General features: G+C 43.3%; 22 protein-coding genes and 1 tRNA gene. 11 read left to right on the top strand and 12 right to left on the bottom strand.

Features of this window, described 5'->3' with window-relative positions; translation table 11 throughout:
* Positions 1-107: 107 nt before the first annotated feature.
* Entirely contained in the window at positions 108-1139 is a 1032-nt protein-coding gene (locus VB836_RS28585) for an adenosine deaminase (protein ID WP_323224702.1), read from the top strand.
* 49 nt (positions 1140-1188) lie between these two features.
* Here VB836_RS28585 and VB836_RS28580 read toward each other — a convergent pair whose 3' ends face one another.
* The 7 genes from VB836_RS28580 to VB836_RS28550 all read right to left on the bottom strand — a co-directional run bounded on the left by VB836_RS28580 (position 1189) and on the right by VB836_RS28550 (position 7683).
* Complete coding sequence (locus VB836_RS28580; protein WP_323224700.1) at positions 1189-1770, bottom strand: NUDIX hydrolase; 582 nt, start codon at positions 1768-1770, stop codon at positions 1189-1191.
* A gap of 280 nt (positions 1771-2050) precedes the next feature.
* A complete protein-coding gene (locus VB836_RS28575; RefSeq protein ID WP_046280309.1) occupies positions 2051-2497 on the bottom strand; it encodes an ATP-binding protein in 447 nt (148 codons plus the stop codon).
* Positions 2498-2505: 8 nt separating this feature from the next.
* Positions 2506-3519 carry a sugar transferase gene (locus VB836_RS28570; protein ID WP_323224698.1) on the bottom strand — a complete coding sequence of 338 codons (1014 nt, stop codon included), beginning with the start codon at positions 3517-3519 and terminating at the stop codon, positions 2506-2508.
* 308 nt (positions 3520-3827) lie between these two features.
* Entirely contained in the window at positions 3828-4811 is a 984-nt protein-coding gene (gene fmt, locus VB836_RS28565) for a methionyl-tRNA formyltransferase (protein ID WP_323224696.1), read from the bottom strand.
* A 105-nt stretch (positions 4812-4916) separates the two neighbouring features.
* The gene (locus VB836_RS28560; RefSeq protein ID WP_323224694.1) at positions 4917-5804 is read right to left on the bottom strand and encodes an OmpA family protein; all 888 of its coding nucleotides are present in this window, start codon (positions 5802-5804) and stop codon (positions 4917-4919) included.
* A 224-nt stretch (positions 5805-6028) separates the two neighbouring features.
* On the bottom strand, positions 6029-7081 hold the full coding sequence (locus VB836_RS28555; protein WP_323224692.1) for a DUF4335 domain-containing protein: 1053 nt from the start codon (positions 7079-7081) through the stop codon (positions 6029-6031).
* Entirely contained in the window at positions 7078-7683 is a 606-nt protein-coding gene (locus VB836_RS28550) for a DUF3038 domain-containing protein (RefSeq protein ID WP_323224690.1), read from the bottom strand. Before VB836_RS28550 ends, VB836_RS28555 begins: the two co-directional genes overlap by 4 nt.
* Positions 7684-8059: 376 nt before the next feature.
* Here VB836_RS28550 and VB836_RS28545 point away from each other — a divergent pair, with 376 nt between their 5' ends.
* The 3 genes from VB836_RS28545 (at position 8060) to VB836_RS28535 (ending at position 10138) form a co-directional block, all read left to right on the top strand.
* The gene (locus VB836_RS28545) at positions 8060-8575 is read left to right on the top strand and encodes an adenine phosphoribosyltransferase (RefSeq protein ID WP_046280303.1); all 516 of its coding nucleotides are present in this window, start codon (positions 8060-8062) and stop codon (positions 8573-8575) included.
* Between the two features lie 156 nt (positions 8576-8731).
* Positions 8732-9784, top strand: a complete 1053-nt coding sequence (locus VB836_RS28540; protein ID WP_323224688.1) for an ABC transporter permease — start codon at positions 8732-8734, stop codon at positions 9782-9784.
* A 72-nt stretch (positions 9785-9856) separates the two neighbouring features.
* On the top strand, positions 9857-10138 hold the full coding sequence (locus tag VB836_RS28535; RefSeq protein ID WP_046280301.1) for a hypothetical protein: 282 nt from the start codon (positions 9857-9859) through the stop codon (positions 10136-10138).
* A gap of 176 nt (positions 10139-10314) precedes the next feature.
* Here the strand turns inward: VB836_RS28535 and VB836_RS28530 are convergent, their stop codons facing one another.
* The 3 genes from VB836_RS28530 to VB836_RS28520 form a co-directional block, all read right to left on the bottom strand.
* Positions 10315-11184, bottom strand: coding sequence for an NF038130 family PEP-CTERM protein (locus tag VB836_RS28530; protein ID WP_323224685.1), 870 nt, complete (start codon positions 11182-11184; stop codon positions 10315-10317).
* A 511-nt stretch (positions 11185-11695) separates the two neighbouring features.
* Entirely contained in the window at positions 11696-12871 is a 1176-nt protein-coding gene (locus tag VB836_RS28525; protein WP_323224683.1) for an LL-diaminopimelate aminotransferase, read from the bottom strand.
* Between the two features lie 431 nt (positions 12872-13302).
* Entirely contained in the window at positions 13303-13635 is a 333-nt protein-coding gene (locus tag VB836_RS28520) for a thioredoxin family protein (RefSeq protein WP_046280311.1), read from the bottom strand.
* 679 nt (positions 13636-14314) lie between these two features.
* Here VB836_RS28520 and glpX point away from each other — a divergent pair.
* A complete protein-coding gene (gene glpX / locus VB836_RS28515) occupies positions 14315-15352 on the top strand; it encodes a class II fructose-bisphosphatase (RefSeq protein WP_323224680.1) in 1038 nt (345 codons plus the stop codon).
* Positions 15353-15528: 176 nt separating this feature from the next.
* Positions 15529-16827, top strand: a complete 1299-nt coding sequence (locus tag VB836_RS28510; RefSeq protein ID WP_323224678.1) for a glutamyl-tRNA reductase — start codon at positions 15529-15531, stop codon at positions 16825-16827.
* Positions 16828-16964: 137 nt separating this feature from the next.
* Here VB836_RS28510 and recR read toward each other — a convergent pair whose 3' ends face one another.
* Positions 16965-17576, bottom strand: a complete 612-nt coding sequence (gene recR, locus VB836_RS28505) for a recombination mediator RecR (RefSeq protein WP_323224741.1) — start codon at positions 17574-17576, stop codon at positions 16965-16967.
* 480 nt (positions 17577-18056) lie between these two features.
* Here recR and VB836_RS28500 point away from each other — a divergent pair, with 480 nt between their 5' ends.
* From VB836_RS28500 to rsmD, 3 genes are all read left to right on the top strand, one after another.
* Complete coding sequence (locus VB836_RS28500) at positions 18057-18260, top strand: hypothetical protein (protein WP_323224676.1); 204 nt, start codon at positions 18057-18059, stop codon at positions 18258-18260.
* A gap of 65 nt (positions 18261-18325) precedes the next feature.
* Positions 18326-18991: an imidazole glycerol phosphate synthase subunit HisH gene (gene hisH / locus VB836_RS28495; protein WP_323224674.1), complete on the top strand. Its 666-nt coding sequence runs from the start codon at positions 18326-18328 to the stop codon at positions 18989-18991.
* 15 nt (positions 18992-19006) lie between these two features.
* Positions 19007-19555: a 16S rRNA (guanine(966)-N(2))-methyltransferase RsmD gene (gene rsmD / locus VB836_RS28490; RefSeq protein WP_323224672.1), complete on the top strand. Its 549-nt coding sequence runs from the start codon at positions 19007-19009 to the stop codon at positions 19553-19555.
* A 69-nt stretch (positions 19556-19624) separates the two neighbouring features.
* Here the strand turns inward: rsmD and petG are convergent, their stop codons facing one another.
* Complete coding sequence (gene petG / locus VB836_RS28485) at positions 19625-19738, bottom strand: cytochrome b6-f complex subunit V (protein WP_323224670.1); 114 nt, start codon at positions 19736-19738, stop codon at positions 19625-19627.
* 333 nt (positions 19739-20071) lie between these two features.
* On the opposite strand from petG, the gene VB836_RS28480 reads away from it, so the two are divergent.
* Both VB836_RS28480 and VB836_RS28475 read left to right on the top strand, forming a co-directional pair.
* Entirely contained in the window at positions 20072-20380 is a 309-nt protein-coding gene (locus VB836_RS28480) for a cytochrome c (protein WP_323224668.1), read from the top strand.
* A gap of 74 nt (positions 20381-20454) precedes the next feature.
* A tRNA-Thr gene (locus VB836_RS28475) sits at positions 20455-20526 on the top strand.
* The last annotated feature ends 228 nt before the right edge of the window (positions 20527-20754 follow it).

Raw genomic sequence — 20754 nt, 5'->3', positions numbered from 1 at the left:
AGATTAGAAGCATATCAAGAAATTCTGATAGGGCGATTCAATATCTTCTCTGTCTCGATAACCCGAGACCCAATGCTGTTCTTTGATTCAATTGAGTTAAAATTCTTATGACGTTACACGCAGAATTACATCGCCATCTAGGTGGTTCAGTTGTTCCCCGAGTTCTCTGGCGGTATTTCCGACGCCATAACGACGATTTAGCCCAACGCTTCCCCCAATACCCAGAGTTTGAGGAATTTTATACCAAGCCTCGTAATACTCTCGATGAGTATTTAGAACTGCATACAATGGTAGAACACGTCCAAACGGCTGAGACATTACCCTATTTTATTTATCGGTTAATGCGAGGGGCGTACACCTTTGAAAATTTGGCTTATTTAGAATTACGTTATACACCTTATTTGCGGACACCCGAACACCTCAGTCAGTCGGAACGGATAGAAGCAATGGCGCAAGTGGTGGAAATTGTCGGGAAAGCCAGCCAGTTAAACGAATATCCCATCGTTACCAGTCAAATTCTCTGTATGCACTCTCGGCTTCCCTACGAGGTGAATAAAGCCATTGTTGACTTAGCGGCGCAAATGCCTCAATATGTTTGTGCAGTGGATTTAGCAGGCGGAGATGCTCATTATCGCGATCGCCTCGATGAGTTTGTCAGCCTGTACAAATATGCGCGATCACAAGGGTTAAAAACAACAGGTCATGTTTATGAAACAGCAGACGGTTGTTATCCCGAACTTCTCCCCTATTTAATGCGAATTGGTCATGGCATCCAAATTCCGTTAAAATATCCAGAATTATTAAGCGAATTAGCCAGTCAAAAGCAATGTTTAGAAGTCTGTCCGACGACTTATATTAAGACAGGAACCCTAGAAGATATCCGTCAGCTAAAAGTAGTATTTGAACGGTGTTTTGAGGCGGGAGTTGATATTGCAATCTGTACCGATAACGCCGGACTGCATAATGTGCGTTTACCGTTTGAGTATGAGAATTTGTTGACGCTGGATATTATTGATTTTCGGCAATTACAAGCCTGTCAACGAGCAGCATTTCGTCATGCCTTTGCTTGGCCTCATAACGATCCTCCGGCGGAAATGCTAACGGAATTATTGAAGCCTGAACCCTTACCCGTTAGATAATAAATAGGGAACAGGCAGTGAACAGTTTACAGTTACCAGTTTTTACAGTTTACAGTCTAAACTGGTCACTGGTCACTGTTAACTGTTCACTGTAAAGCCTTTGCCATTCTAATACCATCGCCCGACATTGAAGACAGGTTAAATCTTGGAGTAGAGCGTTAATTCCAGAGAAAGTGATGGGATAAGTTGCACCAATTTTTTCGGAAATTACCGCAGCATCAGGATGAATTTGTACAGCAAAACCGTAAAGTTTTTGATTAGAAAAAGAACTGTTAATTGCCCAACCTGTCCGATTCAACGCCGTGAGTTTAAAAATATCTTCAGGAACAATTCCTAACTCTCGTTTTAAGATATCAGGAACCATTATTTCCGGTGTTTTATCAGGAGGAACTCGTCCTCCTGGAAAATCAAGCGTAACCTGATCTAAACCGGGGCGATAGATGGGAACGGGAAGCAAAAATTGATCAGATTTCATCGTTAAAATCACGACAGAATCCGCTTTTTCAACTCGCCAATACTCCAAATTTTTTCCTTGATCATCTTGGAAATGTTCACCAATGACGGTTAGCCAAGCTGAACGCATTTCAACAAAGCGATCTAGGCGTTTCCATTCAGATTGGCTTTCGTCCATAAAATGATTAATGAATTCTCGATTTGGGAGTTAAGAAAACTGTCATATAGCAATCAGCAGAGATCCTGTTTACAACTTCCTTGTGTTCTTTGTGTCTTGGTAGTTAAATGAGGCTTTATCCTTGTAAAGATACTAGCGCTCACTGCGATAACTTTCAGGGTTTAAAGTCGTCATTACTCTCAAGAACAGGGAGTGTAAATTGGATGCGACGCTTTTTTTCCTTGCTAACCGTTGTTTTTACCGTGATTAATGACCAAGAGTAGATGTCCCTGATTTAACCTTAGAAGGATTTAGAAATTCGTTTTCGCATTAACAAACAATTGCGTTCATCCTCTGTGCGAGTATAGAATAACTCATCCGTGAGTTTCTGCATAAATAGAAGTCCGCGACTTCCCTCATGGGCGAGGGGATCTGTGTGTAAATGACGAACATACTGGAGAGTCTGTTCTAAGTCAAACGGTTGACCGAGATCCCAAATTCGCATTTCAATGTAATGGGGGAAAATCGTCACTTCTAAGTCAATCGGTGTTGTGGATAAAAGGGTACGGTGAGCATGGCGAACTACATTGGTAAAGCCTTCTGTCAGAGCAATTTTGCATTGATATGACAGATCCTCAGACAAAACAGTTGAGGTTTGCTTTTCAAACCACTGTAGAATCTCATTCAGGGCATTCAGATCGGTCTGAACCTGAAGATGCGATCGCACCACAAGCGTATCATCTCCCATGAATTTGATTACATTGCACCACTATTTTTATTAAACAACACCATTATAGTTTTTATAATGAGTTGCAAGTCATAGATCAAACTCCAATTTTCTTGATATTGTAAATCCAGGCGGATAATATCTTCAAAATCCTTAACTTGAGAACGACCACTAACTTGCCATTCTCCCGTCATTCCCGGTTTGACATCCAAGCGTTGCCATTGTGGAACTTCATATCGTTCAACTTCATCTGGAGTCGGAGGACGAGTTCCCACTAAACTCATATCTCCTTTTAAAACATTCCAAAATTGAGGCAGTTCATCCAAACTGGTTCGTCGTAAAAAACGACCTACGTTGGTAATTCGGGGGTCATTTGTATTTTTAAAAATATGACCAGTGGCTTCGTTAGGAACCTCATGTTTACGCTGTTCTGCATCGGCTGTCATTGACCGAAATTTCCACATACGGAACTTTTTTCCCATCCAACCACAACGAACTTGACCAAAGAAAATCGGCCCCGAACTATCTCGTTTAATCGCGATAATAATCGGAACCGATAAAATTGCCGTAATTCCTAATCCCACAATTGCACCGACAATATCAATCAAACGTTTCACCCAAGAACGAACCGAGGGATGAGTAACCGGAAGCTGATTGTTATTAATCGACTTATTGACTGATTTAAGCTCAGTAGAAGCAACGGAGTCAGATTTTAACTCAATTGTTAATACTTGATCCAGAGAGGTGAGCGAAAAAACTGCCATCACTTGAGGGCCAACATTTTTCAGAATCAACTCAATTTCTTTTTCTCTTGCGGTTTTGAGATTGCTAATTAAAGCACCGACTCCACTACTATCAATAAATGTCGTTTGATTGAAATCAAGGACTACTTTTTGGGGAGGCGGATCGGCGATTAAGAGTGCCTGACAGGTGGTTTTGAAAGCAACCGCTTCAAGGACACTCAAGCGAACGGGAAGATGAACATGAGGAATATTTTCTGGGAAGATGACTTCAAAATTGACCTGGGGGCTTTGGCTAACCATCTCAACTTTCCGCTAAGTTCTACTGCTACTCTTTTTGCTCTATCCTAGTCTAAAACAGATAGCATTGGAAAGAGAAGTTCAAAAAAAAAATAACAATAAGATTGCACCGCGATCAATTGCAAAATATGGGGGGTTAAACTCAACTGAAAAATTGCACTTCAACAACGTGGTGAAGTGAGCGTAGAAATCGACTTAAAAAACGGTTCTGAGTGATCAGTTCAAGACTGGATCGATCAGATAAAGATGTTTTTTAAATCAAGAGGCTGATTTTTGGGGAGTAGCGACCCGACCCTGCTTGTAGCTCAATTCTAACCCAAAATTTCTCCGCAAGCGATACGAGTACCATTGGCAAAGTCCCAACCCGACTGCGCCCGTTTTCCCGCGAGTTTCACTTCCTGCAATAATAATAATCCCTCACCCGTCTGTACAATTGGCCCGAACCGTTTAACAATCTGGACAATTTCTCCAGGCTTTCCCGATAACTGCGACAACCGAGGCCATTGTTGAGCCAGTTCCTGATACTCTGGGGGAAGTTCTACACCTATTGGCACCGTTGCACTAATTTTTAAATCTTTTTCTCGAAACAGACTCCCACAATTGGGGAAAAATCCCCTAACTTGGTGATGAAGGGCGAGTGCAGACCTTGACCAGTCTAGCTGATAATTTTCGGGTTTAATTAGAGGCGCGTAGGTGGCTTGAGTGTCATCTTGAGGGATGGGTTGAATGTCGCGGTTGTTTAACTTGATCAGGGTTTCGACTAATAAATCAGCCGTTAAACTCGATAAACCTTGGGCTAGATCAACCGCATTATCTAACAATCCTATCGGTAAAGATTGTTTCAGCAACATTGGCCCGGTATCCATTCCCACATCCATCAACATCGTGGTAATTCCGGTTTCCGTCTCACCGTTGTAAAGACACCATTGAATCGGTGCCGCGCCGCGATACTGGGGTAAAATCGAACCATGACCATTGATGCAGCCTAAACGGGGCATCTGCAAAATTTCCAACGATAAAATCTGTCCGTAGGCGACAACAACAAACGCATCAGCAGAGGCTTGTTGCAGGCTCAACAGGGTGTCTGTGTGTTTTTTAACCCGTTTCGGTTGCCAAACCGGAATTTGATGCTCTAGAGCTTTTAATTTCACCGGAGAAGGCGTTAACTGGCTGCCCCGTCCTCGTCGTTTATCCGGTTGAGTAACAACGGCTAACACTTCAAATTCCGGGTGATTAATCAACCGTTCTAAACTGGGAACCGCAAATAAAGGCGTACCAAAAAAGATGATTTTCATGGAGGCAATGGGGAATGGGGAATTCTCTAGGGGCAGGTTTAATAAATTGGGACTTAGAAGCAGATATTAAGGGTAGAACCCGCCCCTACGCGCACAGGTGACTGTTTAGGGTTCAATCGCCACTTCAATCCGTCGGTTAAGCTGTTGATTGGTATTAGAATTATTTTCGACCGTTGGTTGACCTTCTCCATAGCCAATCGCGACCCAATGATACTTTAAACCCGCAGCCGTTGAGAGATAGGCAACGATCGCCTCGGCTTGTTGTAAGGACAGACTCAGATTATCTTGAGGATTACCTGTATTATCAGTGTGAGCGGCTACCCGCACGGCTGCCCCTTGATAATTTTCGAGATCCGCAATTAAAGTATCTAGAATGACACTTGCACCCGGACGCAGACTGTTCGTGTTCGTCACGAATAACACATCACTCGGAAGCGTCACCACCAAGCCTTGAGAACCCCGAAAACGGTTGGAGGAAGTGGAAGTTATCGTCGGAGTCACAGCAGGAGGCGGAGAACTACTCAGACTCAGATCCTCAGTTGATAATTGTCGGTCAATAATTTGTAGACGTTTTTCGAGGGTTTCACTGGGGCGACTCATTCCCAGTTGCGTTTCCAGGGCGGCGGTACGACCAATAAGCGTATTGAGTTGCTGTTGCAGATCTTGGAGTTGAGTTTGCAGTTGCTGACGCTGTTGGCTATTGAGTTGAACTTGAGGTGAAATCGGAGAGGGAGAAGGGGATGAGATATTAGTCGAAAGAGGAGTTGGGGAGGTTTGAGGTTCAGAGGAACGAAAGAATAACTTTTCGACTAAGGGGGGTTGTGAACGGGTACTCGGATAAACATGAGCGATCGCCATACCGATTATCCAGGAAAAACCGCCTCCAACTCCGAGTAACAGGAGCCGAAACAAAATAGACAGCACAACAACAGAAACAGGAGTTCGAGGCTTCGGGGTGGGAATTTTTTTGGCTTGGGGAGATGATTTAGTCATCGGTCAATGTTTTGGGGTAGAAAAGGAGTAGGGGCGGGTTGAGTTTCATTGTAGGGACTATCCCTGCCGCCCATACTGATCAATTCTGGGGTAGAGAGAAGCCAGTCCAACCCGCAAGTTCTCAGAATTTTTCGGTGTGATTAAGGGTTTATCCGGTTAAGGGGACAACTTTTCGCAGTTGGAATGAGTCTCCCCCCAAAAACTCATGGGGTTGATTGTTAGAATTAGTTTTCGCTGTTCTTGTTCCAGGGTTTCACATCTAAAATACCATCAGGATTAAAAGTCACTTGATAATCTGCTAAAGGTTCATCAGAAGTGCGAGTTCCAACGGGTTTATACAAAAGTTGAGACAAAGGAATTTGATCTTCTTCAGTGGAACTGACATTACTAATCGCTTTATAACCGACAATTGCACCATCGGCAGCCACACTCACCCGATAAATTAACGGTTCTGTAAAAGTGGGTTCTGCTAACCATTCTCGGTTGATTTCCTCAACCAACAACGCTTGTAGACGTTCGACTTCAACGGGATCATTAATAGACGGGGGAGAAGTCAGGCTAGACTCTAAAGACGGTTCAGGGGTTTCAAGAAGGGGAGTGGGTGAGATAGGCGGATCAGCCGAACCGCTAGCAGTAGGAGTTTCTAGGGTTTCCGTTTGGCTTTGAGATTGAGGAACAGGTTCTTCAGGACGGCGAACATCAGGAACCGGAATAAAGAATAAAGCGATCGCCGCCACTGCTATACTAGATACACCAATCGCCGCAGGTAAGGCCCGTTCAGTCAGGGGTTTTTCAGCTTTGAGAGTGCTTCTCGATAGGGGGCGCAACTGCAAGGATAGATCAGGTAAAGTCCGCGAATCGGCAAAAAATTGATCAACAGCTTCTACAAGGTCAAACAGTTGTACCGTATTCAAATCAACTTGTTGGGTTGAGGCGTTCGGTGTGGATGGTTCTGTATTGTTAGAATAATCAACCACTAACCGATGCAAATTTTCATCAATTCTTTGCATTTGGACAATCTCCTTCTGACCATTTGTAGACTCAGGTAAGGAGATGCCACTGAGAAACCCTTGAGCGTATTGACTAACTTGTTTGACCAAACTCTCAAAAAAATCTCGTCCGCCCGTTAGGGGTTGAGGATGACCCACAAAATGACATTCAGCGTTCATCAGCAGCGAGATGGGAGGGCGTTTGTCGTTGGGGCTGCTGCTACCATCACTTAAGCCTTGTAAAATCAGCTTGCAGTTGGGCAAACTGTACTGACGTTCTATTGTCATTCTATTTCTCCATCAAACAAACTAATCCAAAATCTTTGCATTCCGGCAGTGCCAGTACAAAATAGCAATTTTCTCAACAAGTCCATCGCCAGAGCATCTAACTTCTCATTAGAACTATAAGCCATCACACCCGCTCGGCGTGGATTCATACGGCTGCGAAAGTGGGCGCGAAAGCGTTCAAGATAATTCGACAGTTGTAAGTTCTGTTCAATCGGCTTTTGCTTCTTTTTCATCTGTTCATAGTCCATCAATAACTGACGAATCCGAACGGTTAATCTCCGCCCCAAACTACAGATAATCACAACTAACGCTTTGGCTTCTGAAAGACTCAATGGGCGTCGCTGACTGTTACGGCGTAGAGGGTTCGTGCTGCGGAGTTGCCACAATACCACCCGATTTTTAATAATATCTTGCAGTTCGAGTTGGGGGATCAACGCCAACATATGTTCAGAACCGCCGAGATATAATGCTTCAATTGCCAGCAACATCAGATCGATTTGCAAACGGGTACGACGAGGACATCCTTTATCGGAGAGCGGAAAATCCGGTAAGCTGTCCAAAATGATCGGGGTTGAGGGAGTGGTGGTACTTTCTACTTGCATTTACACTTACGGTTAACGAAATTCACGACAGACGGGCAATGGCTAGAGAAGAATATAGCTTTAAAGAACAGGACATCATTTAGGGATACCCGCAATTTTTATAATCTATTCTGATCCGAATTGGTTTCGATCAACTCTCAATGAGCATTTTGACATTTTCTCAACTAGGGATACACCGCTAAATGACTTGCTGCAATTTAGCAATGTATACTGCTAAACTCTGTAATCTTCTAGTGTAGGATTTTTGAGGCGTCTGTTCGCCTGCTCGTTCGCCCCCGTGACCCCCAAATGGGGGTATGGCTTACAAAACTCGAGCCAAAATACCCACAAGTTTAAACCGTGGGAAGATCAACCACTACACCTATCCTAACGATTTATGGATCTCAAGTCTCTGATTCGTGATATTCCAGATTTTCCTCAGCCGGGAATTGTCTTCCGGGATATTACAACTTTGTTGTCTCATCCTGAAGGTTTACGGTATACCATTGACCAATTGACCGAAAAATCCTCATCCCTCTCTCCAGATTACATCGTCGGTATGGAGTCTCGGGGCTTTTTATTTGGGGTTCCTCTGGCTTATCAGTTGGGAATTGGGTTTGTCCCGGTTCGCAAGCCGAAAAAGTTGCCTGCCCCTGTCTATGCCGTTGAATATCAGTTAGAGTATGGCAAGGATCGCCTGGAAATGCACCAAGATGCCATGTTGCCGGGGAGTCGGGTATTAATTGTTGATGATTTGATTGCCACAGGCGGTACCGCCCAAGCAACGGTTCAATTAGTGGAAAAAGCGGGCTGCGAAGTGGTGGGTTTGGCTTTTATTATTGAGTTAATCGCCCTAGCCGGACGACAAAATTTGCCCGATGTACCGATTGTGAGTTTATTACAATACGAGTAGTTCACCATCGGATGAGGGATACCCATTCCCAAAATGTTTGCTCAAAATTGATGAATTTCCTCGTCCCAACAAAATCGGAAATGGGTAAGACTTCTAACTTTTCTGTAGACGTTGCCTACAACGTCTCTACTTTTTACTTTTGAATTGATAGTTGCAATGACCAGTGAAACTTTTACTCAAGTTAGAAAGCGCTTTTGGGATTCGATTCAATCGTTATTTGCCAATGACACTTTTGCTTATATTACCAAGCGACTTGTACAGGCTGCTATTACTCTCCTCTTAGCCTCAGCGCTTTGTTTTACCATTACTCAGCTTGCACCTGGCAATTTCTTAGATAAATATGAGAATATGCCGCAAATTTCCCAAGAAACGATTGAACAACTCCGAGAACAGTTTGGTTTAGATAAACCTGCGGTTCAACAATATTGGATTTGGTTAAAACAAATTCTGACTCAAGGAGATTTTGGCTTTAGTTTTGAGAACCGTAGACCCGTTTCTGAGTTATTATGGGAACGAGTTCCACCCACGTTATTACTAGCAATTTCCTCTCTGATCGCGACTTGGGCGATTGCCATTCCTCTGGGAATTATTGCCGCCGTTCATCAAAATAAAAGGCTAGATCGAGTTTTGCAAGTCGTTAGTTATACAGGTCAAGGATTCCCCGCGTTTATCACGGCTTTATTATTACTCTATCTGGCTCAAAATACTTCTCCTTTATTTCCCATTGGCGGAATGACAAGCATTGATTTTCCCGATCTTTCTTTAGGTGGGAAAATTGCAGATTTAGCATGGCATATGATCTTACCGACTATTGCTTTAAGTATCACCAGTTTTGCGGGTTTACAACGATTAATGCGCGGACAATTATTGGATGTATTGCGTCAAGACTACATTCAAACTGCACGCGCAAAAGGACTTCCCGAAAATCGTGTGATTTACGTTCATGCTTTGCGAAATGCGATTAATCCTTTAATTACGCTACTCGGTTTTGAGTTTGCGGGTTTATTAGGCGGTGCTTTTATTACCGAAAACTTCTTTAATTGGCCGGGACTGGGTAAACTGGTTTTACAAGCCGTTAGACAGCAAGATTTGTATTTGGTGATGGCGAGTTTGATGATGGGTGCGGTGATGTTAATTATTGGGAATCTTTTGGCGGATTTGCTGCTGAAAGTTGTTGATCCGCGCATTAAGTTAGAAAATCTAAAATAGGAAAATAAACTCTAAAGTTAGATTTTTCTGCTCATTTGAACCTTTCTTGAAAGTTGGAAAACAGGAATTTAAATGTATTCTCAGATTTATTATCTTCTGCGTTCAAAAATCGATGGTCAATATGTTACCGCTCGACCAAACCCCGATTCTGTTCAAGGCTTTTTGTTGATTTTTTCTGAAGATTTTGAGGCGTTGAGTTATCTTAATAAACACGCTTGGGATGTGGCTGATCGTTTTAGTGTAGAATCGATTTCGGGTTCTCAACTCAAAGCAATTTTACAACGTTGGGGTTTCACGGGAGTGGGAATGGTTAAAGATTCAACAGGGCCAAGGATTGAATTTATGGAGTTATAGCAGTGAGTGCTGGTATATTGACCCGGAGCAAGCCTCATTTAACCACAAAGGCACAAAGAACACAAAGAAGTTTTAAACACGTTCTCTGCTGATTGCTAAAACTCCGATTTCCGATAAAAAAAAGGGAGCTGTAAGGCTCCCACCATGACTCAGACTATAAACAAAAATTGTAAAATTTAAGCTTTTTTGGAGTTGCGTTTTGCAGCAGCGAACAGTCCACCCACAGCCATTAAGCCTAACATTGTAGAGGGTTCAGGAACCGCAGCAACAGGAGGCTGACCTGCTCGACTCCAAGTGTAGAGACCTGTATGAGAGGAAGTATCGCCAGGTGCGGCGTCTGCGGCTAAAATTCCGGTTGCAGTTGCTCCGAAGCTGTAAGCGTAGTGAACTTCACCCCCGATAGTCACTTTAGCGACTTCACTAATTTGCAGGGGATTACCACCCATGAAGCCCTTAATCGTATTTATTTGCTGTGTAGTTAGCGCATTCTTAACATAAGGCGCATCGAGAAGGTTGTAATGTCCAACCATGTTCAATTGATATTCACCTGTTATATCGTCTTGAACAAATGAGCCGATATTGACATCTCCAGAACGAGCAAGTCCTCCTTGAATTGCACCAGCAACAACTTCACCTACATTAATAGAGCCTAAAAATGGAATTGAAACTGTAGCGTTAGAGAGGTTGGAGTAAGCTGCTTGAAAATCATTCAACCACTGTCCGCCAAAGATATTCCAGTCTGCTGCTGTCACACTTTCAACTTTAACGCCAACTCCATTGAGTAATCCGCTAAAGCCAACGCGAGATCTTCCCATTTCATCACTCGCAGCTAGCTCAACATTCGTTAAAGAATCACCATCAGTTAAAGCCGAGATTGCATCAGCTTCTACACGGTTTGTAATTGTCTCGTAGTTATAAGTTCTGTAGTCAGTTCCATCAAATTGAACGTTGGTGAGATTACCTGCAAATGCTGGAGTTACGCTGATTGCGCTCATTCCAACGACAACTGAAGCACCTACGAAAAATTTATTGATTAATCCAGACATGATTATTTCTCCTGAGTGTTAAAAGTGTGTTATCGGGGTTAACTTGTGAGGTGATGATGATTCTGTTTTAACCTAGATTTTTCTAGTTTATTTGTGATTCATGTCACCTGATTCTGTGAGAAATATGTGATTTTTTAGAGATGACCCATAAGAGATGGTAGGAAGAGCTTGCTAGCCTTTAAACCTAGATGATTAATCATCTGTTTTACTTCTTTCTTTTGATTAGCTTTTTCTGTCTACGCCCATTATAAGCAGACTTGAACGGGAAAATCTATAAATCTTCGATGAATTTATTATAGCCTGTGTAAAGGTAAATTAAATCCGTAGAATCAACTAAATTTACTTAAAAAAAAATCTCAGTATATTTACGGAGAAGTGAAAAAATAGCTCATTTATTATTTTAAAGTCTCGTAAAAACTCTGATGACTTGCTTGAATTGGGGAATAAAAACCCGGTAACTTTGTCGCGCACCGGGTTTTTAGAGTGTAGACTCAGACTGAGATGGGAAAAGTTAGCCCGATTTTTGGAGAAACTCAGCGATTCTCTCTACGGCTTGGGTTAAAATCTCAGGGGGACGAACCAGGGCGAAGCGAACATATCCTTCTCCTGATTTCCCAAACCCCACACCGGGAGAAATTGCAACGCCTGTTTTTTCGACAAGCTGAGTACAGAAGTGAACCGAGTCTTGACTCCAAGGTTCAGGTAACTTCGCCCAGACATATAATGTTGCTGGGGGTGTGGGAATAGTCCAGCCGATATCCTGCATGGCTTGAACAAATACATCCCGTCGCTGTCGGAAGGTGTCAACAGTGTGTTTGATCAACTCCTGGGGTTCTTCTAAAGCGGTAATCGCCCCGTTGAGAATCCCCCGATATTGGTTAAAATCAACTACAGCTTTTACCTGTCGTAACGCTTGGATCACTTGAGAATTGCCAATGGCGTAGGCGATGCGAAAGCCCCCCATATTGTAGGACTTAGAGAAGGTAAAAAATTCGATAGATACCGTTTTTTTGCGATCGGCTTGAAAAATAGAAGGCGGGAGATTCTCCCCAAACACAAAGTCAGCGTAGGGAAAATCATGGACAAGAATTAAATCATGTCTCTGACAAAACTCAACGGCTTTCTGAAAAAACGACAACGGGGCGATCGCTGTTGTGGGATTATGAGGATAACTCAAAATCATCATTCGGGCTTGAGTTAAAACGGCTTCAGGAATGTCTTCAAATATAGGTAAAAAGCCATTTTCTGCTAACATCGGCATGGTGTAAATTTGACCCCCAGCCAAACAAACACCGCCAAAATGAGAAGGATAACCGGGATCTTGTAACAGTGCAAAATCTCCAGGGTTCAGGATCGCTAAGGGTAAATGGGCGGTTCCTTCTTGACAACCAATTAACGGTAAGACTTCGGTTTCAGGATCAGCAGAAATGCCATATTTGCGGGTGTACCAGTTGGCTACAGCTTCTCGGAAGGCTTGGGTACTGTGAAATAAGGCATAACCGTGAGTGCTAGTATCAGAAATAGAGTCTCGGATACGATCTAAAATACGATCGGCAACCGGGAGATCAGAGGAACCCAGAGAGAGATCAATTAAATCTCGTTGGGTGGCTAACGCTTTGGCTTTGGCGCGATCCATATCCGCAAAAACGTTAGATTGCAGAAGTTGTAAACGCTGGGAAAACTGCATAGCCGTCAGGAGTTTATTTTCAATTGATTTTCAACAATTTGTACAAAAATTATTCAATTCGACTTCGGGAATTCTGCATCATACCAATTCTCTATGAAGTTGCATCTATAGCAGAAGTCAGGAGACAGGAGACAGGAGACAGAATTGAAACCTTTATCATAAAAGGATTTGACAGAAAAACAGTGTCCTAATCAACTCTTTCTCTGCTATAATTGCTCCCCCCAGCCCCTTCAAAAGATGCTATCCCCCCCTTGATGCCCTCTCAAAAAGGGGGGGTGGGACTTAGTTGCACTATTCAAGAGAAACGGTATCAGTTCTCAGAAAAAAAACAGAACGGGTAAAGTTTAACTAAAGGCTAGATTTCCTCAAACCTATAGCAACTGCGTTCACCCGTCCTCACTCAGAAAGTCTTGGTTTGACACTTTCTGCGATTAGGAATTTTTGCTGTTCTCAAGTTCTTGTTCAACCCATTTTAGTAAATTTTCTTTGGTGATAGCTCCCTCGTGGGATGCAATCATTTGTTGATCTTTAAAGAACCTCAGAGCGGGTAAACCTTCTACTTTGCAGGTTTTAACTGCATTGGGATTGACCTCTACTTCTAGCTTAACAACCTTCAAGCGATCGCCATAGGTTTGAGCAATCGCTTCAATAGAAGGCGACACCAGTCTACACGGGCCACACCAAGTCGCCCAAAAGTAAGCTAAAACAGGCTGTTCAGCACTCAGGACTTCGGTTTCAAAATCGGAATCTTGAATAACAATCACGAGAAACCTCCGGGAGTTTGGAAGCCCCGTGTCTTTTGACCGGGGAGGAAAAACGACACGAGCGGTTAAAACCGCCTGTATAAAAAAATTAATGGGGGTATGGTTGCCCCCAACACCCATTTCTGGGGTAATGTTTGCCGAGCCAATGTTATCGGTCGGTACTTTCCACAACACACTGTCTTACCCCTCGTAGGACTGTTTAATGCTGTGGTTCATGAGCCTTCGACTGGCAAGCATCTCAGGGTAGGAACGTTAACTCTCACCGATAACGTAGTCCTCAAGGGACTTAGGCTGGTCAGCTACCTAAAAAGAGAAGCATGATGCCCCGTCTCTTTAGAGCGGGGTGCTGACGGTATTGCTCATGGTTTTTTTGTACTGACATTGCCCATCAGCAGGGAGCATAGGAAGAAACAGTTCAGCAGGAGATAGGGTTTCGGTGCTGCCGAATTATGCTGAAGTTGAGTTAGCTTTGCTATCTTTTACATTAAACCAAAATCAGAATGTTCATTCAAACGGCTCTTGAGCTTAGCGGAGACAGAGGACAAGAAGAACAAAGAAGCAAAACTTAACACAAACCATCGGCTAGAGAATGTCAAGCCGATCCCTGCCTCTGATAGACTTTAACACTGGGAGTGCCTAATCGAATCCGGCAAGCTCAGATGTTGGGAGGATAAAATTCGTGGATAATGTCATTGGTTTAGAGATCATCGAAGTCGTTGAACAGGCAGCGATCGCCTCGGCTCGATGGATGGGTAAAGGAGAAAAAAATACTGCCGACCAAGTGGCTGTCGAAGCAATGCGGAAGCGCATGAACCAGATTCACATGAGAGGCCGCATTGTGATCGGGGAAGGGGAACGGGATGAGGCACCGATGCTCTATATTGGTGAGGAAGTTGGCATTTGTACTCAAGAAAATGCTTCTAGCTTTTGCGATCCCAACCAACTACTAGAAATCGATATTGCAGTTGACCCCTGTGAAGGCACAAACCTAGTCGCCTATGGTCAAAATGGTTCAATGGCGGTTTTAGCCATTTCTGAAAAAGGCGGTCTATTTGCGGCACCTGACTTTTACATGAAGAAGTTAGCAGCCCCGGCTGTGGCGAAAAATCATGTTGATATTCGCAAATCAGCGACCGAAAACCTGAAAATTCTCTCAGACTGCATGAGCCGCAGTGTTGAAGAAATGGTGGTTGTGGTGATGGATCGTCCTCGTCACAAGGATTTAATTAACGAAATTCGTGCTGCTGGGGCGCGAGTTCGACTGATTAGTGATGGTGATGTTTCTGCGGCGATTTCTTGTGCCTTCTCAGGAACTAATATTCATGCGTTGATGGGAATTGGTGCGGCACCTGAAGGGGTGATTTCTGCGGCAGCGATGCGCTGTTTAGGGGGTCATTTCCAAGGACAACTGATTTATGATCCCGAAGTGGTCGGAACAGGTTTAATCGGAGAAAGCAAAGAAAGCAATTTAGAACGCTTAAAATCAATGGGAATTAACGACCCTGATCGCGTTTACAATGCTGAAGAGTTGGCTTCCGGTGAAACGGTGTTGTTTGCTGCCTGTGGAATTACTCCCGGAACGCTGATGGAAGGGGTTCGCTTCTTCCACGGTGGCGCACGGACTCAGAGTTTGGTTATTTCTTCTCAGTCTATGACTGCTCGGTTTGTCGATACAATCCATATGTTCGATCAACCGAAATCTCTACAGCTACACTAAAGGTAGAGGAGTAAGGAATGGGGAACTGAACTTGAAAAACTTGATCAGTAATTCCCCATTTCTCGATCAGGGTGAGTTTGAGACTGATCTCGGACTATCTAGAATTGATGATCACGATGTTCAGTCCGCCCTCAAAGCAAGTTACTAACAAAAAAAAATTAACAAACAACGGTTTTATGAATATTGCAGTTGTAGGTTTAAGTCACAAAACGGCTCCCGTTGATGTTCGAGAAAAACTGAGTATTCCAGAACCACAAATCGAAAGTGCGATCGCTCATTTGTTGAGTTATCCTCATATTGAGGAAGTGGCTGTTCTTAGCACTTGTAACCGCATGGAAATTTATGTGGTGGCTTCGGAAACTCAACCGGGTATTCGAGAAGTGACTCAGTTTTTGTCAGAATTAAGCAAGTTACCCTTACAACAATTGCGTCCTCATTTATTTACTTTGCTCCATGAAGATGCAATTATGCACTTGATGCGAGTTTCGGCGGGTTTGGATAGTTTAGTTTTAGGTGAAGGTCAGATTCTGGCGCAAGTTAAACAAACTCACAAACTCGGTCAACGTTATCAAGGTATTGGTCAAATTCTCAACCGCTTATTTAAACAAGCGATTACCGCCGGAAAACGGGTGCGTACCGAAACGAATATTGGCACAGGTGCAGTTTCCATTAGTTCGGCAGCCGTAGAACTGGTACAAATGAAATTAGAAGATCTCCGGGGCTATCGGGTTGCGATTATCGGTGCGGGTAAAATGTCGCGCTTATTAGTGCAGCATTTACTGTCAAAAGGCGCGACTCAAATTGCTATTGTTAACCGTTCTCTACAACGGGCGGAAGAATTAGCCAGTCAGTTTCGAGAGGCTGATTTACAATTGCTTCCGTTGTCAGAAATGATGAAGGCAATTTCTGAATCTGATATTGTTTTTACCAGTACAGGTGCAACGGAACCGATTTTAGATCGCGCTAAATTAGAAGCAGCTTTAGACCCTGATAAACCCTTGATGGTGGTTGATATTTCAGTTCCGCGTAATGTGGCGGCGGATGTCAGTGAATTGCAGAATATTCGAGCATTTAATGTCGATGATCTCAAAGCGGTTGTCGCTCAAAATCACGAAACTCGCCGTCAAATGGCTCAAGAAGCTGAAGTTTTACTCGAAGAAGAAGTTGAGGCGTTTGATGTCTGGTGGCGGAGTTTAGAAACCGTGCCAATTATTAGTTGTTTAAGACAAAAAATTGAAGGCATTCGAGAACAAGAATTAGAAAAAGCGTTGTCTCGTTTAGGTTCAGAATTTGCCGAAAAACATCAAGAAGTGATTGAAGCCTTAACCCGAGGAATTGTCAATAAAATTCTTCATGATCCGATGGTACAACTGCGGGCGCAGCAAGATATTGAAGCCCGACGTCGAGCGATGGCTACTTTGGAAATGTTGTTTAATCTCGAATCAGAAACCTCTTCTAGCGAACTTTTTAGCTAGTCAATTCTTGTCAATTGCCTCTAGGCATTTTCTGAGAATAGATTTGGGCGGGTTCATATAGATTTCTATTTTCATAGAAGCAATATAAGCGGAACCCGCCCCTACAGAAATAATGTTGCTATAATTTGATCAAAGATTTAATCAAATTCTCGTCTTCCTTCTAACGCACGAGCGAGAGTAATTTCATCGGCATATTCTAAATCTCCACCCATTGGTAAACCAAACGCAATGCGTGTTACCCGGGTAAAGGGTTTAAGAAGTTGTCCAACATATAACGTTGTGGTTTCGCCTTCTACACTCGGACTAATGGCAATAATTACTTCTTGTATTTTGTTTTGACTAACCCGCCGCACTAACGGTTCAATCGTTAATTGTTCTGGCCCAATACCATCCATCGGCGAAATAACACCCCCTAAAACATGATATTTTCCGCGATATTCTCGGGTTTTTTCAATCGCAATCACATCCCGAGAATCACTCACCACACAGATCGTTTCATTATCTCGTTGGGGGTTGCGACAAATCTCACAAATGGGTTCAGCCGATAAATGAAAACAGACTTTACACAAGCCTACCTGTTTTTTCGCATCTAACAAAGCTTGGGCGAGCGCTTCAACTTCTGTATCAGAACGTTTAATAATATACATCGCCAGACGTTGAGCGGTTTTAGGGCCAACTCCAGGAAGGCGTTGCAATTGTTCAATCAAACGAGCCAGGGGACGTGTATAAACCGTTGGACTGCCTCCAATACTAATATATTCTAACTAATAAATTGTAACGGTTTAATGAAAGATTGATCGCAGTTTTCAAGAAGAAAACAGTCTTGGGAATGAAGAAAAACCACTTAACCCATAAAAACTTCGTGTCTTAGTGTTGATCGTGGTGAGTTTCCCCATCCCCTGACCTACTTCTTTTAGATTTTTTAGCGTAATGGGGCGGAATCATCTCGAAAATTTGTTCTCCCCTAACAATCAACCGACTATTTTAGAACAAAGCGATCGCCAGGGAAATCTCTATTGGTGAGCTGATGATCCGCTTCAGGATTTCAAGATAATCCGTAAAAATACGGTCAGCAAAACCGTTGTTTTTTCGTCATCTCCGTAAACATACGGATTTAGATCACAACTTAGACTGACAAAATTCACAAAACACTCAACTCACCTATCACAGAACATATCGAGCGATCGCGAGATTATAGAGATTGTTAACCCAGAAATTGCAGTTGAGCCATGTTAGCTGAAACATCTACCTCTACTCTCTCCCTCGAAGCCATCATCAAGCGGGTTCTAACCTTCCGCCAAATTACCCCCCTTGACTACCAACTCCTCAAGTCTGCTATCCTCTCAGAACAATCCTTCTCCCCGACTACTCAAACCCATCTCGATCAACTGTTTGAAAGCCTCCAACGCGGGTCAATTTGGATCGTCCCTTAAGATTTTCCGCCTCAAAAAAGACGTACAATAATAGGGGTATTCGCAAGATAAGGAGCGCGAGTTGAATGGCGGTCATCGCAGTAATCGACTATGACATGGGAAATCTTCACTCCGCCTGTAAAGGTTTAGAAAAAGCAGGGGCTATCCCAAAAATTACGGATTCTCCTGCGGAAATTCAACAAGCCGATGCAGTGGTTTTACCGGGAGTTGGATCATTTGACCCCGCCATGCGACACTTGAGATCGCGTCATCTCGTCGAACCCATTCAAAAGGTAATTGCGTCGGGAGTTCCCTTCCTCGGAATCTGCCTCGGTTTGCAAATTTTGTTTGAAAAATCAGAAGAAGGAACCGAAGACGGAATTGGCATTTTTTCGGGAACTGTGCGACGCTTTCAGTCTGAACCAGGACTGACAATTCCTCACATGGGATGGAATCAACTGCAATTGACTCAACCCCATCTTGCTTTGTGGAAAAATATCGATGAAAATCCTTGGGTGTACTTCGTTCACTCCTATTATGTTGCACCCACAGACCCGCAAATTATAGCCGCTACCATTACTCACGGAAGCCAAACTGTAACCGCCGCAGTCGCTCATCAAAACGTCATGGCGGTACAATTTCACCCCGAAAAATCTTCAACGGCTGGACTACAAATGTTGAGTAATTTTGTAGAGTTTGTCAACCGTAAATCTGCTCAAAAATCCCCCGTCAGTGCAAGTTCTCAGCATTAATTTGTTGGTTGTGCCATGAGTTTGAGAATATACGGCAATCGCCCTCTAAAAACCTTACCCGGACAACAAACTCGTCCTACCCTTGCTAGAGTTCGGGAAGCGGTATTTAATATCTGGCAAAACAGCATCACAGGCTGTGACTGGTTAGATTTGTGTGCGGGGAGTGGTTCAATGGGGGCTGAAGCCCTGTGTCGTGGGGCATCCCGAGCCATTGCGATCGAACAATCAAGCCCAGCCTGTCAGATTATCCGCCAAAATTGGCAACAGGTAGCCACTTCCAATCAAACTTTTGAAGTGATTCGGGGTGATGTATTAGGACGACTGAAAACCTTAGCCGGACAGCAATTTCACCGCATTTACTTCGATCCGCCCTATGGGAGTGATTTGTATCAACCCGTTATCGAAGCGATCGCCAACTATCAACTCCTCACCCCCGATGGTGAAGTCGCCGTCGAACATGATCCGAAACGATGGACGGTTAAACCCGTATTGGGGTTACAAGTCTGTCGGGAGAAAGTTTATGGAAATACTGCCCTGACGTTTTATTGTGTCTCAGATGTTTGAGAAAACGAGCAACGTGATCAAAGTAGGGACAAAGGCGTGATTTTTGTATTCCTTGTCCCCACTGCTCTTTTACCCGTTTAACTTATTGCCTCGGCGATATTGCTGATAAGCCGCAAAGAACAATCCAGCTAGGGTAACAGTTACCAGACCGAGTACAATACCTGAAAGTAAAGGTTCTACCATGTTAACTCTCCTTAATGTGATGAGAAGATCGTAATCTTAATTAATATCGCATATTACTGGTGAGTCGCAATCTTTCAATTGATCAATTTGACTCCCGCCCCACATCTTCATCAAAGTTGACAAAAATACTCAATTATCTCTAGAGTTAAACTCCTTTGTGATCATGGATTTCCAATTTGGGATTGATAACTCGCTCTGACTGCATTAAGCTATTTAATACGTAAAGTTTTTTGTAGATATTTCTCGAAATATCAGGAAGCATTGAATAATCAGCTTGCTAACATTGAAATCCCAGTCCTGCTCAGACGAGTGTCCCTATTCGCCGTAGGGATTATGTTGCTCATTCTGCTGTGGCTATTCGGGTTAAACATGATTCATGTTTCTGATCCCTATGTTGAGCAAGTTTTATCCCTAGATGGAGATCCGATTAAAGGTCATGCGATCTTTCAAATGAATTGTGCAGGCTGTCATGTCCAAAAAGCAACCGCTCAAGTCGGGCCAAGCTTGCAAGACCTTTCTCAACGGAAATCACCAGTCGGTATCATTCAGCAAGTGATTAGTGGTGAAACGCCTCCGATGCCCCAATTTCAGCCCAGTCCTCAAGAAATGGCTGATCTACTCAGTTATTTAGAAAAACTGTGAACCTAGCTAAAAAAAGTAGCGCTAGTTTGACTTTTTTTGCTATAATTGGTAAAGTCAAGAAACTGACAAGCTTTGCTGGCGTAGCACAACGGTAGTGCATCCGACTTGTAATCGGAAGGTTGTGGGTTCAAATCCGACCGCCAGCTTTAATTAGAGGCACTTTCAGACAATACAGCTTAACTACTTTGGAGTGAGTTTGGAGTGAATTTGGAGTGATGACAGAATTCACTCCATTTTTGAGTGTCTACCTAACTTCACATCTGAATCAAGAGTAAAGAACAGTAGTAATTTACTATATAAAATCTTATTTAGGTTATCTCAGTTATCTCATAAGTGTAGAAGTAAAGCATAGTAAGGTTTTCAGGTGAGATAAC

The organism is Limnoraphis robusta BA-68 BA1 (assembly GCF_034932365.1).
Taxonomy (GTDB): Bacteria; Cyanobacteriota; Cyanobacteriia; order Cyanobacteriales; family Microcoleaceae; genus Capilliphycus; species Capilliphycus robustus.
This window is presented reverse-complemented; position numbering and strand designations above follow the sequence as displayed.